General features: G+C 48.7%; 10 protein-coding genes. 9 read left to right on the top strand and 1 reads right to left on the bottom strand.

Features of this window, described 5'->3' with window-relative positions; all coding sequences use genetic code 11:
• The first annotated feature begins 25 nt into the window (after window positions 1-25).
• The 4 genes from NQ542_RS07260 (at window position 26) to NQ542_RS07245 (ending at window position 9335) form a co-directional block, all read left to right on the top strand.
• Complete coding sequence (locus NQ542_RS07260) at window positions 26-1219, top strand: cation:proton antiporter (protein ID WP_005638811.1); 1194 nt, start codon at window positions 26-28, stop codon at window positions 1217-1219.
• Between the two features lie 72 nt (window positions 1220-1291).
• A complete protein-coding gene (gene nhaA, locus NQ542_RS07255) occupies window positions 1292-2656 on the top strand; it encodes a Na+/H+ antiporter NhaA (protein ID WP_005638809.1) in 1365 nt (454 codons plus the stop codon).
• Window positions 2643-3530, top strand: a complete 888-nt coding sequence (locus NQ542_RS07250; RefSeq protein ID WP_005638808.1) for an aldo/keto reductase — start codon at window positions 2643-2645, stop codon at window positions 3528-3530. Before nhaA ends, NQ542_RS07250 begins: the two co-directional genes overlap by 14 nt.
• Before the next feature lie 273 nt (window positions 3531-3803).
• Window positions 3804-9335 (top strand): alpha-2-macroglobulin family protein, encoded by a 5532-nt coding sequence (locus tag NQ542_RS07245; RefSeq protein ID WP_005638806.1) that lies wholly within the window; start codon window positions 3804-3806, stop codon window positions 9333-9335.
• Between the two features lie 117 nt (window positions 9336-9452).
• On the opposite strand, the gene NQ542_RS07240 is transcribed toward NQ542_RS07245, so the two are convergent.
• Complete coding sequence (locus NQ542_RS07240; protein ID WP_005638804.1) at window positions 9453-9926, bottom strand: GAF domain-containing protein; 474 nt, start codon at window positions 9924-9926, stop codon at window positions 9453-9455.
• 62 nt (window positions 9927-9988) lie between these two features.
• Here NQ542_RS07240 and NQ542_RS07235 point away from each other — a divergent pair, with 62 nt between their 5' ends.
• The 5 genes from NQ542_RS07235 (at window position 9989) to NQ542_RS07215 (ending at window position 15281) form a co-directional block, all read left to right on the top strand.
• On the top strand, window positions 9989-11335 hold the full coding sequence (locus tag NQ542_RS07235) for an MATE family efflux transporter (protein WP_005638802.1): 1347 nt from the start codon (window positions 9989-9991) through the stop codon (window positions 11333-11335).
• Between the two features lie 42 nt (window positions 11336-11377).
• Entirely contained in the window at window positions 11378-12019 is a 642-nt protein-coding gene (locus NQ542_RS07230; protein WP_005638800.1) for a cytidylate kinase-like family protein, read from the top strand.
• 173 nt (window positions 12020-12192) lie between these two features.
• Window positions 12193-12963 (top strand): sulfide-dependent adenosine diphosphate thiazole synthase, encoded by a 771-nt coding sequence (locus NQ542_RS07225; RefSeq protein WP_005638798.1) that lies wholly within the window; start codon window positions 12193-12195, stop codon window positions 12961-12963.
• Between the two features lie 596 nt (window positions 12964-13559).
• Window positions 13560-13970, top strand: coding sequence for a DUF6769 family protein (locus NQ542_RS07220; protein WP_005648759.1), 411 nt, complete (start codon window positions 13560-13562; stop codon window positions 13968-13970).
• A 93-nt stretch (window positions 13971-14063) separates the two neighbouring features.
• Window positions 14064-15281, top strand: a complete 1218-nt coding sequence (locus NQ542_RS07215) for an efflux RND transporter periplasmic adaptor subunit (RefSeq protein WP_005638795.1) — start codon at window positions 14064-14066, stop codon at window positions 15279-15281.
• The last annotated feature ends 4 nt before the right edge of the window (window positions 15282-15285 follow it).

Raw genomic sequence — 15285 nt, 5'->3', positions numbered from 1 at the left:
TCTAAACAAAAACAATTTGTAAATAATGAAGAAGATTCTTTTATTTTCTTTTTTTCTGATGTTGGGACTGGTTGTATCTCAATTCCTGCCGGCGATGGTAGGTGAGGGGTATTCGTCGGTGAAGACGGTCTCCAATACCCTGTTGTATGTCTGCCTGGCCTTTATCATGATAAATGTGGGGCGGGAGTTCGAAATGGATAAAAGCTGTTGGCGGTCCTATACCGAAGATTATTTTATTGCAATGGCGACGGCTGCTTTCCCCTGGATCTTCGTGGCTTTATATTATATGTTCGTGTTGCTTCCCGATATTTACTGGAACAGTGGAGAAGCTTGGAAAGAAAACCTTTTGTTGAGCCGGTTTGCAGCCCCGACTTCGGCAGGTATATTGTTTACGATGTTGGCGGCGGCAGGGTTGAAATCTTCCTGGGTATACAAGAAGGTACAGGTATTGGCGATCTTCGACGACCTCGACACAATCCTGTTGATGATACCTTTGCAGATCATGATGGTAGGTTTGCGCTGGCAGTTGGGTGTTATCATTCTGATCGTGATGGTCCTGTTGATCATCGGATGGAGAAAGATGGGCAGTTATGACATGCGGCAGGACTGGAAGGCAATTCTTTTTTATGCAGTCTTTACCTGCGGGATCACGCAGGTTGTTTATTTGGTGTCCAAATACTTCTATGGTGAAGATGCCAGCATTCATATCGAGGTTCTGTTACCTGCGTTTGTATTAGGTATGGTGATGCGACATAAGCATATCGATACGAAGGTTGAGCACAATGTGGCGACGGCTGTCTCATTCCTCTTTATGTTCTTGGTAGGAGTCAGCATGCCGGTCTTTTTCGGAGTGGACTTCGCCGTGCAGTCTGCAAAGGCGACAACGATAACCGGAGCACAGCCGATGATGTCCTGGCCAGTGATCATCCTGCATGTCGTGATTGTTTCGTTCCTGTCCAATATCGGGAAACTGTTCCCGCTGTTTTTCTATCGGGAAAGGCGGAAGCGCGAACGTCTGGCACTGTCGATCGGTATGTTTACACGCGGTGAAGTAGGGGCTGGGATTATCTTTATTGCGCTTGGCTACAATTTAGGAGGTCCTGCGCTTATGATTTCCGTGCTCACCATAGTGTTTAATTTAATTTTAACTGGTATATTTGTCGTGTGGGTTGAAAAACTGACCCGCAGCGCTTACGAGCTGGAGCAAGCTGGCAAATAGGCGGACAGTTGTTAGGAAAAAATCAAAGGGAAGCGGTTTGCACGCCGCTTCCCATAAATATTTAAATACCATATGGATAGAACCATCAACGTTATCCTTAAACCGTTGCGTCGTTTTGCTATGCAAAAACCGAATGCGAGTATCTTATTATTCATGGCTATGATTCTTGCTATGCTATTTGCCAATTCCCCTTGGGCGGAGTCCTACCATAACATCTTATCTCATCCGATTGATTTGAAGATAGGTAATTTCACACCGTTTATGCATCATGGAGAAGTGATGCCGATGCTGGTCTTTGTGAATGATGCCTTGATGGCAGTCTTCTTTTTTGTGATTGGATTGGAGATTAAGCAGGAAATTCTGATTGGGGAGTTGAGTTCGGTACGGAAAGCACTGCTTCCGATTATTGCGGCCTGCGGCGGGATGATCGTTCCGGTATTGTTTTATTTTCTGGTTTGTCATTCGGCACCCGAAGTGCGAGGTGTGGCTATTCCGATGGCGACCGATATCGCCTTTGCCTTGGCTGTTTTAGGGTTGTTGGGAAAACGGGTTCCACTCAGCATGCGTATTTTTTTGACGGCATTGGCGGTGGTGGATGATATCGGCGGAATCATTATTATCGCCTTGTTTTATAGTGGTGAGATTGCGTTTGAGCCACTTCTGATCTCACTCGCCTTGCTGGCTTTGCTATATGTAGGGGGAAGGATGAGGGTGAATAACATTGCTTTCTACTATATAATAGGTTTCTTTGTGTGGATGCTATTTCTTGAGTCGGGTATTCATCCGACCATAGCGGGTGTGCTGGTCGCATTCACCGTTCCGGCTCGTCCGGTTGTTAAGCTGGATGATTTCACTTGTGAAATGACTGGCTATCTGGATATGCTGGATTACACAGAAGTGCGTCATTCCCGGAAAGCGGCGGTTCTTTCATCGACACAGATTCAAGTTCTCAACAATATTCATTCATTGGCGGACAAAACAATCAGTCCGTTGCAAAGCATTGCCAACAAACTCCATCCGTTAGTCAATTATCTGATCCTGCCGCTCTTCGCTTTTGTCAATGCAGGCGTTACTTTCGGGGATATCGGGATCGGTTCGTTACTGGGAATCCCGTTGGCGGTATTCTTCGGCCTGTTTGCCGGAAAGTCGCTGGGTATTTTCCTGTTCACCTATATTTTTGTCCGTTTGCGTCTTGCTACGATGCCGGAAGGGGTGAGCAAACGGAACCTATTCGGGGTGTCGATGTTGGGCGGTATCGGTTTTACGGTAGCTCTCTTTATCGCGAACCTGTCTTTTGCCGGGATGCCTGATGTCGGAGTAGAGCTATTGAATCAGGCAAAGTTGGGCGTATTTGCCGGTTCGTTCATTTCAGGCTTGTGCGGTTATTTGATATTAAAGAAAGTATTACCTAAAAATTATAGAGATGGACAGACGTAAATTTATTCAGACTGGGATTGCCGGAGTAGCCGGTTTATCGTTAGTCCGCACAGGACTTGCCAACATACAGATGACCGTACCTTCGGATATATCGGTCGACAGGGTGAAACTGGGAAAGACCGGATTGAAAGTCTCTCGTATAGCTATGGGAACCGGGACGAAAGGCTGGAATTACCAGTCCAATCAGACCCGGCTCGGACTGGATAACTTTGTGAAGATAGCCCGTCACGGTTATGAACGCGGTATTCGCTTCTTCGATATGGCCGATATGTACGGTTCGCAACCATTTGTCGGAAAAGCCCTGAAAGAGTTGCCTCGTGAGAAACTCACGCTGATGACGAAGATGTGGACCTACGACGAAGGGTCGGAAAAACGCGAGTCGGTCAGCAAAACCCTCGACCGTTTCCGCCAGGAAGTTGGTACGGACTATTTCGATATCCTCCTACTGCACTGTATGACGAAAGGCGACTGGGCGGAAACTCGTAAATTTTATATGGACGGCCTGGCGAAAGCCAAGCAGGATGGTATCGTGAAAGCTGTCGGCGTCTCCTGTCATAACTGGGAAGCGCTGGTCGAGGCAGTCGACAATCCGTGGTGTGACGTTATCCTCGCCCGCTTGAATCCGTTCCAAAGCCATATGGATGGGACGGTCGAAGCCGTAAACGAACTTTTAGGCAAGGCACGCAAGAAAGGCAAAGGGCTTATCGGAATGAAAATTTTTGGTGAAGGCAAACATGTTTCTGATGCCGAACGCGAACGTTCCATCCGTTTTGCTGTTACCGAAAGTAACTTGCATTGCATGACACTTGGTCTGGAGTCCATCGCGCAGATGAATGATGCGATAGAGCGGGTGATGCGGAATGCCAGAGGATAGCTGCCTTATTCCGCCACCTTGCGTATCTTGTGCCGATACTGATAATCAGCTGTTAACGCGAAAAAATAATCAGTTCGGCACATGGCATTGCCAGCCATAATCCCCTTTCTCCCAATAAGTGAGGAAGGGTGAGGAAAGAGTTTGCAAAAGTAGTCTTTTAAGTCCGGCCAGAAATTACCATTTGGTAAAAAATAAGAATAATAATGTACATAAAAATGCTTATATTCGCAGACAGTCTGTTTGTCGAAAGTGTAACTGTTAAATTCAGGAAATATGGCGAAATATCTGTATTATATCTGTGCCTGTTGTTTTTTGTTTTTATTCAGCAGATGTGGAAAAGGTAAAAGCGAATCCGAAGAGATCCCTTTCAATCCCTATGTGGAGGCGTTTACCTCCGGTACGATTTCAAGATATACGCCCGTATATCTGATTTTCAACCAGGAAATAGCAGTTGACAGAATGGAGCCTGACCAACTTCGTGACCTGGTCAAGATCAAGCCCGAGACAGTCGGCGAGTTCGCATTTGAAAATAACCGGACGATCGTATTCAAGCCATCCAAGAGTTTTGAGCGTGACACTCGTTACGAGGTAAAGGCTGATCTATCAGAGTGGTTTGATACGGAACGAAAGGACAAATATTTCTCATTCAGATTCTCGACGCAGCCTTTGCTGTTGCGTGCCAACCTGCAATCCGTCGATATCAACCGGAAGAATGAAAACGGCTACGACATTGTCTGCTCGGTATTTACGCCGGACAGGGAAATTCCCGAAACTGTAGAGTCGCTTGTCCGTTTTTCCGAAAAGGCGAATGCCAGATGGCAACATAGTCCCGACGGAAAGAGGCATGAAATTTCTATCTCGAACATACAGGCCGGGACGGATGCGACACGTGCCTTTAAATTATCCGTAGCCCCGAATAAACTGAAAGTGCCGGAGGAGGAACTGCTATCTGTCGATATTCCCGAACTGAATGATTTTGCCGTGTATGAAGTCGAATATGTCGCAGAGCCGGAACGTTACGTCGAAGTCACCTTTACGAAACTACTCGATGCGGCACAAAACATGCAGGGACTTGCCTGGATCGACGGTAACAAATCGGAGACCGTCAATGTCGAGGGCAATAAGCTCCGCCTTTATCCCGATGCAGGTAGCAAAGGTGCCCTTAATGTTCATCTGAGCCAGAACATCAGAAGCAAAAACGGGCTGAACCTGAAAGAAAGCGTCGTTCGTCAGATCGTAGTCAGTGATGAAAAGCCGGAAGTCCGTTTTATCGGCAACGGTGTGATCATCCCACAGTCCACACAACTGACTATTCCTTTTCAAGCCGTCTACTTGCGCGGCGTAGTAGTGCGTGTCATCAAGATATTCGAACAGAACATCGGACAATTCCTTCAGGTGAATGATCTCGAAGGAACGAGTGACCTGATGCGTGTCGGTCGCCTGATCGCGCGTAAAACGATCTTCCTCGATGAAGACGCCACCCAGGATCTCAGTCGTTGGAATACCTACGCGATCGATTTGAAAGAACTGATCGATCCCGAACCCGGCGCCATCTACCGGGTGGAACTGTCGTTCAACCGGGATTTGTCCGCCTATCCCTGCGAAGACCTCGTCAAGAAAAGTAAAGAACAACTGCTTGCCGATGATGAGATCAAGTTCAAGGAAGAAAGTAGCCGTTTCGATGGAGGCGGTTATTACTACTATAACGGCGACTTCGACTGGTCCGACTACGATTATAGCAAACGTGGCGACCCCTGTTCCAACAGCTATTATTATAACACGACCGTCGGCAAGAATGTCCTCGCCACCAATCTCGGTCTGTTGGCGATGGCCGGCGAAGATAACGATATGACTGTCCTTGTACATAACATTCTGAGCACCCATCCAGAGAAAGGTGTCAAAGTCGTTGTCTACAACTACCAGCGTCAGGAATTAGCCTCCGGCGTGACAGACGACAAAGGGCAGGTGCGTTTCTCGCTGAAAAACGGCAAGCCGTTCTATCTGACTGCTTCCCTCGGACAGCAACGCTCGTATCTTCGTGTAGACGACGGTTCCGCCCTTTCGCTGAGTTCGTTCGATGTCTCCGGAGAAGTCGTGCAGAAAGGCATCAAGGGCTTCATCTACGGCGACCGCGGTGTATGGCGTCCGGGCGACACGCTGCATCTCGGTTTTATGTTGAACGACCGCAGCCGGATGCTCCCTGCTAACCATCCGGTCATCATGGAACTTTACAATCCGCTCGGCCAGTTCTACCTGCGCAAGACACAGACAAAAGGCGAAGCAGGACTTTATGTTTTCGATATGCCGACCGAACCCGATGCGCCGACAGGCGCTTGGAACGTCAACGTGAATGTCGGCGGCGTCACCTTTACGAAGCGTCTCCGTATCGAAACGATCAAACCGAACCGCTTGAAGATATCCCTTACGATGCCCCCCAAAAAATTGCTCCGAGGCGAACCGCTCGATGCCGCTATGCACGTGGAATGGCTACAGGGAGCAACTGCCCGCAATCTGAAATACGATATTCAGGGAACCTTTATCTCGACCCCGACCACCTTTTCCGGCTATAAGAAATTCTATTTCGATGATCCTTCGAAAATCTTCAACAGCGAAGAAAGCAAAGTGATCTCCGGTGTGACCGATGCAGCGGGCGACGCCACCATCAAAGCCCGTTTCGAGATCGGCGCCTCGGCTCCCGGTATGTTGTTGGCGAGTTTCGTCACCCGTGTGTATGAGGAATCCGGCGATTTCAGCATCGACGCCAATCGGGCGTTCTATTCACCCTACCGTCGCTATGCCGGCATCAAGTCGCCCCAGCAAGATGGGGAACCGCTGAAGACCGGAACCGAATATAAATATGAAGTAGCTTCCGTCGACTATCTCGGACAGGCGGTAGCCAATACTGAACTCGAAGTGAAAGTCTATAAAGTCCATTGGTACTGGTGGTGGAGCTCGGACAACGGCAGCCTGGCTAATTATGTCTCCAATTCGTATAACAAGCCAGTGAAAACCTTCACCATCCGTACTGGCACGAATGGCACGGCCTCCTTCAACCTGAAATATACCGATGCCGATTGGGGAACCTATTTTATCTCGGTGAAAGACAAAGAGAGCAAACACTCTACCGGTGTGATGAACTATTTCGACTGGCCTTACAGTGAAGGCAGACGCGATGCTGACGGTTCTTCCTCCGCCAATATGCTAACCTTCAAGACCGACAAGGACACATACGCACCAGGCGAACAGATCGTTGTTACCTTCCCCTCTGTCAAGGGAAGCCGCGCGATCATCAGCATTGAGAACGGAACACGTGTCCTTTCGACCACTGAGCACATGTGCAACGACGGGCAGACTACGGTCAAGCTCGCCGTCACTCCGGATATGCAGCCAAACGCGTACCTTTATATAACACTCTTGCAACCGCATGGTGTCACGAAGAACGACCTGCCGATCCGCATGTACGGTGTCGTCCCCTTCACGGTTACATCTCCTGAAAGCCATTTGGCCCCGATTATCCATATGGCGGATGAGGTCAAGCCTGAAGCACCTTGCCACGTGATGGTTTCCGAAAAGAACGGTCGCGAGATGGCCTACACACTGGCGATTGTCGACGAAGGGTTGCTTGACCTAACCCGCTTTCGCACACCCGATCCCTGGCAGGCGTTTAACGCCCGCGAGGCATTGGGGGTTAATACCTGGGATTTGTACAACTACGTGGTCGGCGCGTATGGTGGCCGCATCGAGCAACTGTTCAGCATTGGCGGCGACGATGCCTTGAACAAAGGTCCGAAGGCGATAGTGAACCGCTTTAAGCCGGTCGTGCAGTTTGCCGGTCCGTTTCTGCTGAAAAAGGGAGAAAAACGGCAGCATATCTATAAGATGCCGAACTACAACGGCCGTGTCCGCGTCATGGTCGTCGCCGGAAACGGGGAGGCTTACGGCAACACGGAGAAGAGCGTGCTCGTGCGCAAGCCTGTTATGCTGCTCGGTACACTCCCGCGCGTTATCGGCATAGGAGAGGAAATGGTGGTTCCTGCTACCGTCTTTGCCACCGAAAAAGGAGTTGGAGACGTGCAGGTCACGATCGCCTGCTCCGGCAATATGGAGGTAGTCGGCGAGAAGAGCCATATGCTGCACTTTGAAACGGTCAGTGACAAACTGGCGCAGTTCCGCATTCGTGTGAAAGATACCCCCGGAGCCGGACACGTGAAGATCACGGCTACCGGCGGTGGTGAAAAGTCTGTATATGAAACCGATATCGAAATCCGTTCCGTACGCCGTCCGCAAATCAAGGTGACGCCTGTGACGCTCGAAGCCGGAAAGAGCTGGAAAGGGACGGTCGGCCTTCCCGGCGTGGAGGGTACGAACTCCCTTGTGCTCGAAATGTCGGATGTCCAACCTGTCAACCTCTCCACGCGGTTGTCCTACCTGTTGGGCTACCCGCATGGATGTGTTGAACAGATCACTTCGAAGGCATTCCCGCAACTGTACTTGAGCGGGTTCGCCTCGTTGACCCGCGAACAGGAGCAATCGACTGAAGCGACAGTGAAAGAAGTGATCCGTCGCCTGCGTTCCTACCAGACGGTAGACGGTTCCTTCTCCTACTGGCCTGGTGGAACGGCTCCCAATGCTTGGGGGACTGTTTATGCCATCCACTTTCTGCTCGAAGCGGAGAAGAAAGGTTACCTTGTACCCGAAGGCATGAAGCGGAATGCGTTGAATGACTTGAGCCGTATTGCCCGTAACTGGAAACCGGAAGCCTCCTATTCTGCCGAATCCGAAGAAATGACGCAGGCATACCGCCTGTTTGTCCTCGCTTTAGGGCAAGTTGCCGAGGTCGGCGCCATGAATCGCCTGAAAGAGAGTAAGACGCTCATGTCTATGAGTCGCTATCTGTTGGCGGCGGGTTATGCTTTGGTCGGACGTCCGGATGTATCGAAAGAGTTGGTTGTAAAGACAACGGCTCTGACAACGGCTTGTTCCGGATACGATCAGACGTTCGGCAGCGACTTGCGTGATGCTTCGATCCGCCTGATGACGCTCTGTCTGCTCGATGGCGGTAAGGAAGCGGCTCTTTTGGCAAATGAAATATCCAAGACGCTCGCATCCGACGATTGGCTGAGCACGCAATCCACGGCATTTAGCCTGGTGGCTCTTTCCGACTATATGGAGAAATATAAGATGTCCGGCTCGATGGACTTCTCCTATGCCGTAGACGGCAAGGCGAAGAAGGTTTCCACCACTCGGAACATCTGGACGGAGACTTTGCTTGACAAGACTGCCTTTTCTGCCTCCTTAGAGTTGAAGAACACCGGCAAATCCACTCTGTTCGCCCGCCTCGTGGCCGAAGGTATCCCAGCCGAGGGTAAAGAGGAAGCCTATGCGAACGGTCTTACGCTCGCCGTCAGCTATATGGATCATGACGGCCATCCGGTGAATACCTCCGCTTTGCAGCAGGGTACGAACTTCACGGCTGTGGTGACCGTCTCAAATTCGTCTCCTCGTGGCTATAACCACCTGGTGCTGACTGAGGTTTTTCCGGCTGGTTGGGAGATATTGAACACGCGCTTCCTTACAGGCGACACGGTTGACAATCAGGTGACAGGTGTCAATTACCAAGATATTCGTGACGATCGTGCTTACAGCTATATTGACTATCTGCCTGCCGGAAAGCAAGTGACGGTCCGTATCAATCTTTGTGCTGTCTACCCCGGCCGTTTCTATTTGCCTCCGGTCTATTGCGAAGCGATGTATGACCATCTTGTCCGGGCGAATACGGAGGGAAAGATGGTGACGGTCGAATAGACAATAAAAAACGGAAGACCTCCGTCTGAGGCTTCCGTTTTTTCAAATTATATCATATGGATTCTTCCTGGACGGATTGGGGGGGAAGGGTTGTCACAATTATATGTTTTCCACCGTTCAAAACGGTAAGATTGCGCAAAGTCGTTCCAGATATTCCGCATCCGTCTTGTCGAACTCGTTCAGCTTGTCGCTGTCAATGTCCAGTACGGCAACCACTTTTCCATCTCTGACTATCGGTACGACGATTTCCGACCGTGAATCCGAGCTACAGGCGATATGTCCCGGAAATTGCTCTACGTCCGGGACAACGATTGTTTGTGCATCCTTCCAGGCTGTTCCGCATACACCTTTCCCGTACCGGATGCGCGTGCAGGCAAGAGGCCCCTGGAACGGGGCAAGCACGAGCATCTCTTCTTTTACCACATAAAAGCCTACCCAGAAGAAATCGAATGTTTGTTTCAGGGCAGCGGCGACATTCGCCATATTGGCGACGACGTCCGTCTCTCCCGCTGTCAGCGATTGCAATTGATGAAGCAGCGTCTCATATAGTTCCCGCTTGTTCTCACCGTTGATTATTAAATTTTCCGCCATTTTTTATACTTTATAAGAAAACAAAAGTAACCTTTTTTTCGGATTCTGCGTATCTTTGTGACATGAGTAAACAAAATTCTCCTTTAGTGCTTGGAACCGAGCGCATCAGCAAGTTGTTGACACAGTATGCCATACCGGCCATTATCGCCATGACCGCTTCTTCGCTCTACAATATGGCAGACAGTATATTTATCGGACACGGGGTAGGACCGTTGGCGATCTCCGGCTTGGCCTTGACTTTTCCATTGATGAACCTTGCGGCTGCTTTCGGTTCTCTGGTTGGGGTGGGGGCTTCAACGCTGGTGTCCGTGAAGTTGGGACAGAAAGATTATGAAGGGGCGAACAAGGTGCTCGGAAACGTACTGGTGCTGAACGTAGTTTTGGGACTCGCATTTACGTTGGTCTTTATGTTGTTGCTCGATCCGATCCTCTATTTCTTCGGGGCGAGCGAGAACACGATTTCGTATGCCCGCGATTATATGAATGTGATCCTGATAGGAAATGTGATTACTCATATGTATCTAGGACTGAATGCGGTGTTGCGTTCTTCCGGTTTCCCTAAATTAGCGATGTATGCGACGTTGGCGTCGGTGGTGATCAACTGTGTACTGAATCCGCTTTTTATCTTCGGTTTCGGTTGGGGGATCAAGGGATCGGCATGGGCTACCGTCATCTCTCAGGTCATTTCGCTGACCGGACAGTTGATTCATTTTTCCCGTCCGAAGGAGTTGTTGCATTTCAAGAAAGGCATTTACCGGCTGAAAAGCGAAATCGTGAAGGGGATTCTTTATATCGGAATGTCACCTTTCCTGATGAATCTTTGTGCCTGTCTGATCGTAATACTGATTAACCGGGGACTGAAAGAGCATGGCGGCGATATGGCGATCGGCGCATACGGGATCGTGAACCGGGTGGTATTCCTCTTTATTATGATCATCATGGGGTTCAACCAGGGGATGCAGCCGATTGCCGGTTATAACTTCGGTGCCCGCCAATATTCGCGTGTGACGGAAGTGACGAAGTTGACGATGAAGTGGGCGATAGGGGTGGCGACAACAGGGTTTTTGCTCTGTCAGTTGTTCCCGTCGGTGATCGTCCGCATGTTTACGACCGATCCGGAGCTGATCGAGGCGGCGGTGTACGGTTTGCATATCGTCTTTGCGGTCTTTCCGATTGTCGGTTTCCAGATGGTGGCGACAAACTTTTTCCTTTCCATCGGGATGTCTAAGAAGGCGATCTTCCTTTCGCTCACCCGGCAGATGCTGTTCCTCGTTCCCTGCTTGTTGATTCTTCCCCGATGGTTCGGAACACTTGGCGTATGGATCAGCATCCCGATCGCCGACACGACAGCTACGATTGTTACGGCTCTCGTCTTGATAAACCAGTTCAGGAAGTTTCATTCTAAATAAATTTTATTTACCTTTGTCTTGATACCAAAAACATAGATAGACATGGATAATAAAATCATATTGACCATCGGCCGGCAGTTTGGCAGCGGTGGTCGCGAGGTAGGACAGAAGCTGGCAAAAGAGCTGGGCATCGGCTATTATGACAAGGAACTGATGGCGCTTGCCGCGAAGGAAAGCGGATTGAGCGAGGAGTTTTTCGAGAAAGCGGACGAGAAGGCTTCCAGTGGTTTGGCGTATGCTTTTACGATGGGCTATTCGTATATGGGGTTGTTCCCGCCGTATGCCGATGTGCTGTCTAACGACCGTTTGTTCCTGTATCAGAGCGATACGATCCGTAACCTGGCGGAAAAAGGTTCTTGTGTGATTGTCGGACGATGTGCCGACTATATCCTTCGTGACAATCCTGACTGCCTGAGTTTCTTTATTCATAACAACAAGGAAAACCGTATTCAACGGATCATCGAAAGCCAGAACCTGACGGTCGAACAGGCGGAGGAATTGATGCTGAAGACCGACAAGTCGCGTGCTGCTTATTATAACTATTATACGAATAAGGAATGGGGCGTTGCATCCACCTACAACTTTTCGATAGATGTCTCTGTCTTGGGGATAGACGAGACGGTTGCGTTCATGAAGAATTTTGTGGAACGGAAAATGGACAAGCGTCCGCCGCATTTCGGATAATTATTATATCTTTGCCTTCGACTTATCATAGGGGTGCCTTACTATACAGGCTGAGATTATACCCATTGAACCTGCCGGATAACGCCGTGAAGGGAAAAGGTAGAATTACTAAATAAAGGGAAGCGTTACCTCTATGTGCTTTCCGATGTTTAAACTCTAATTATTATTTTGTAATGGAACAGATTGTTTCAACAGGAATTATCGACTCTTACTTTGCGAAGTTAAAGAGCAATTTGTCTATTGATGTCGCTATTGTCGGTGGTGGTCCTTCTGGTATCGTAGCCGCTTATTATCTGGCTAAGGCCGGAAAGAAGGTGGCTTTGTTCGACCGTAAGCTGGCCCCCGGTGGAGGTATGTGGGGGGGCGCCATGATGTTCAACGATATCGTGGTTCAGGAAGAGGCTATGCCGATCGTGCGTGAGTTGGGTGTAAGTTATAAGGATGCCGGAAACGGTACTTATATCATGGATTCCGTACACACGACCTCGGCTTTGATCTATGGTGCGACGAAAGCCGGTGCGACTATTTTCAACTGCTATTCCGTAGAAGATGTAGTGTTCCATAACGATGCCGTAGCCGGTGTGGTTGTGAACTGGGCTCCGGTTATCCGCGAAGGTATGCATGTGGACCCGCTGACAATCATGTCCAAGGCTGTCCTGGAAGGAACCGGCCACGACTGTGAAATCGCACGCGTGGTTGCTCGCAAGAACGATATCAAGCTGAATACTCCGACTGGGGGCGTGATCGGCGAACGTTCGCTGAATGTCGAGCTGGGTGAGTCTACAACCGTAGAAAATACGAAGGAAATCTATCCGGGACTGTTCGTTTCTGGTATGGCTGCCAATGGGGTGAGTGGTAGTTTCCGCATGGGGCCGATCTTTGGCGGTATGCTGATGAGCGGTAAGAAGGCGGCCGAACTTATTTGTGCTAAGCTGGACAAATAAAGGCTTATTTCCGAATAACAAGGAGATGTCAAAACACATCTTCATCACGATTTTTTAGGCATGGATTATATGGGTTTATATCCATGCCTGATTTATGTCATTTCGTAAGTAAGTTTTCACTTGGCATACCTTTCTTCTCTATCGGGAGAAATCATAGAAACTGTTTTCATCTATCACTCTATCACTGACGAGCCTGTAGTTATTGATATTTAAACGTTAGAGGTAGTGATAGATGACATTTTCCTCTATCACTACTCTATCACTACTCTGTCACTCCTTTGGCACTCATGAAATATGGAGCTTTTATCATATGATTGAAAAACAATATGGTTCTTCATTCCACAAAAGCTATCTCTTTTTTTGGCAGAAATAAGCACATAATTTCACGAACACCCCCATGTTGCCATCCTTTACATCTGGGTGAAGAGGGGGGGGTACACCCGGGTGTAAAGGGAGGGAACATGGGGATGTATGGCAACTAAAGTGCCTTGCCAGACAATGAAAACCGCTTGGTTTGGTAAAAAACAAAACAGTTTCTTAATTTAGGAGGCATAATTGCGTAGTAATTAAAAACTTCGTATTTTTGTATCGGAAGTATGAGAGTGAAAAAGAAAATATACCAATATGTGATGCTGCTTGTTAGTATCGTGATGCTTATATCGGTAGTCGTACCGCACCATCACCATAGTAACGGGTTGCCTTGCTATAAATCACTTTCAGCCGAGGCGGCTCATGGTGGGCATGGAAGTTCCGAATCACATGATTGCGGATGCAACGGGCATAACATCGCACTCTACACTTCCATTTTCTCGCATGTGACAGATGGAAACGTGAATCAGTTTCTTTTCCCTTTGCTTGTATTGTTTGATTATATAAACCCTCCTGTTCCGGTCTTTTACAAGCTCTTGTTCGAGAATGACCGGGCCTACTACATCGAGTCCCTGCATGATACGTGGATTGTTTCTGCGTCAGGGCTTCGTGCGCCTCCGTATGAATTTGATTTATAATTTATGATTTATGATTTATGTGTTGATGATATAAATCATAAATCATGAACCTTCTTTTATTCATAACTCATAAATCAAAATTCATACATCATAATGAAAAAAATATATTTAGTGTGGGTGATTTTCGCCTACATCCTGGCAGGTTGCAATGGCAATACTGCGGCACATGGAGAGCATGAACATGAAGCCCACGAACACGAAGAAGGACACGACCACGATCACGAAGGGCATGACCATGAACATGAGGGACATGATCATGAACATGAAGAGACCGGAGAAGGACATGCCGGTGAAATTTCGTTTAAAAAAGCATTGGCGGAAGCAGTCGGATTGCAGACGTCTAAGGTTGAGCCGGGTGTTTTTACCGATGTGATCAAAACAAGCGGGCGGGTGATGGCTGCGCAGGGAGAGGAGTCGACTGTGGTGGCTACGGTTCCCGGTGTGGTAACATTCGGCAACCTGTCATTTGTCGATGGAACGGCTGTTCGCAAGGGACAGGCTATTCTGAGTCTTGCTTCGAGCAGTTTGTCTGACGGTAATGTGGCGGCTAAAGCCAAATATGCGTATGAGAATGCAAAGAAAGAATATGAACGTATGGAAACCCTGATAGGGGATAAGATCGTTTCTGCCAAAGATTTTGAACAGGCACGTCTGAATTACGAGAATGCGAAGGTGGCTTGGGAAGCGGTAGCAGGAAAACAGACTGCTAACGGGGTGTCGGTCGTTTCGCCAATAAACGGTTATCTGAAAAACTTGCAAGTGAAAGAGGGTGATTATGTGACGGTAGGCCAGCCGTTGGCCACGATTTCGCAGAATAGCCGCCTGGTGTTGCGTGCGGAGGTTTCAGAGAAATATTACAACTACTTGCCATCTATACAGTCCGCTAATTTCCGTACGCCGTACGATAACGTGACTTATAAACTGTCCGATCTGCGTGGACGTCTGCTTTCTTATGGCAAGGCCTCCGATACTAACTCTTTTTATGTTCCGGTTACATTCGAGTTTGATAATAAGGGAGCTATTATTCCCGGCTCGTTTGTCGAGATCTATCTGCTTACGGCTCCGATGCAGAATGTCATCAGTGTCCCTGTTTCCGCCCTTATCGAGGAGCAGGGTGTTTATTCAGTCTTTGTTCGCGTGCATGAAGAAGCCTATAAAAAGGTTCCTGTGACATTAGGTGCCGACAACGGCTCCGAAGTCCAGATATTGAGCGGCCTGAATGCAGGTGACGAAGTTGTGACGGTCGGTGCTTACCAGATCAAGCTGGCTTCTGCTTCTAATGCAATTCCCGCACATACACATAATCATTAATGAA

The sequence above is a fragment of the Parabacteroides merdae ATCC 43184 genome (assembly GCF_025151215.1).
In the GTDB taxonomy this organism is placed as follows: Bacteria; Bacteroidota; Bacteroidia; order Bacteroidales; family Tannerellaceae; genus Parabacteroides; species Parabacteroides merdae.
The sequence above is the reverse complement of the archived record's forward strand: the minus strand, read 5'-3'. Positions and strand labels throughout refer to the sequence as shown.

What these genes read in the sequence shown, in the direction of transcription:
- NQ542_RS07260 (WP_005638811.1), top strand. Translation starts at nt 26, where the DNA reads ATGAAGAAGATTCTTTTATTTTCTTTTTTTCTGATGTTGGGACTGGTT.
- nhaA (WP_005638809.1), top strand. Translation starts at nt 1,292, where the DNA reads ATGGATAGAACCATCAACGTTATCCTTAAACCGTTGCGTCGTTTTGCT.
- NQ542_RS07250 (WP_005638808.1), top strand. Translation starts at nt 2,643, where the DNA reads ATGGACAGACGTAAATTTATTCAGACTGGGATTGCCGGAGTAGCCGGT.
- NQ542_RS07245 (WP_005638806.1), top strand. Translation starts at nt 3,804, where the DNA reads ATGGCGAAATATCTGTATTATATCTGTGCCTGTTGTTTTTTGTTTTTA.
- NQ542_RS07240 (WP_005638804.1), bottom strand. Translation starts at nt 9,926, where the DNA reads ATGGCGGAAAATTTAATAATCAACGGTGAGAACAAGCGGGAACTATAT.
- NQ542_RS07235 (WP_005638802.1), top strand. Translation starts at nt 9,989, where the DNA reads ATGAGTAAACAAAATTCTCCTTTAGTGCTTGGAACCGAGCGCATCAGC.
- NQ542_RS07230 (WP_005638800.1), top strand. Translation starts at nt 11,378, where the DNA reads ATGGATAATAAAATCATATTGACCATCGGCCGGCAGTTTGGCAGCGGT.
- NQ542_RS07225 (WP_005638798.1), top strand. Translation starts at nt 12,193, where the DNA reads ATGGAACAGATTGTTTCAACAGGAATTATCGACTCTTACTTTGCGAAG.
- NQ542_RS07220 (WP_005648759.1), top strand. Translation starts at nt 13,560, where the DNA reads ATGAGAGTGAAAAAGAAAATATACCAATATGTGATGCTGCTTGTTAGT.
- NQ542_RS07215 (WP_005638795.1), top strand. Translation starts at nt 14,064, where the DNA reads ATGAAAAAAATATATTTAGTGTGGGTGATTTTCGCCTACATCCTGGCA.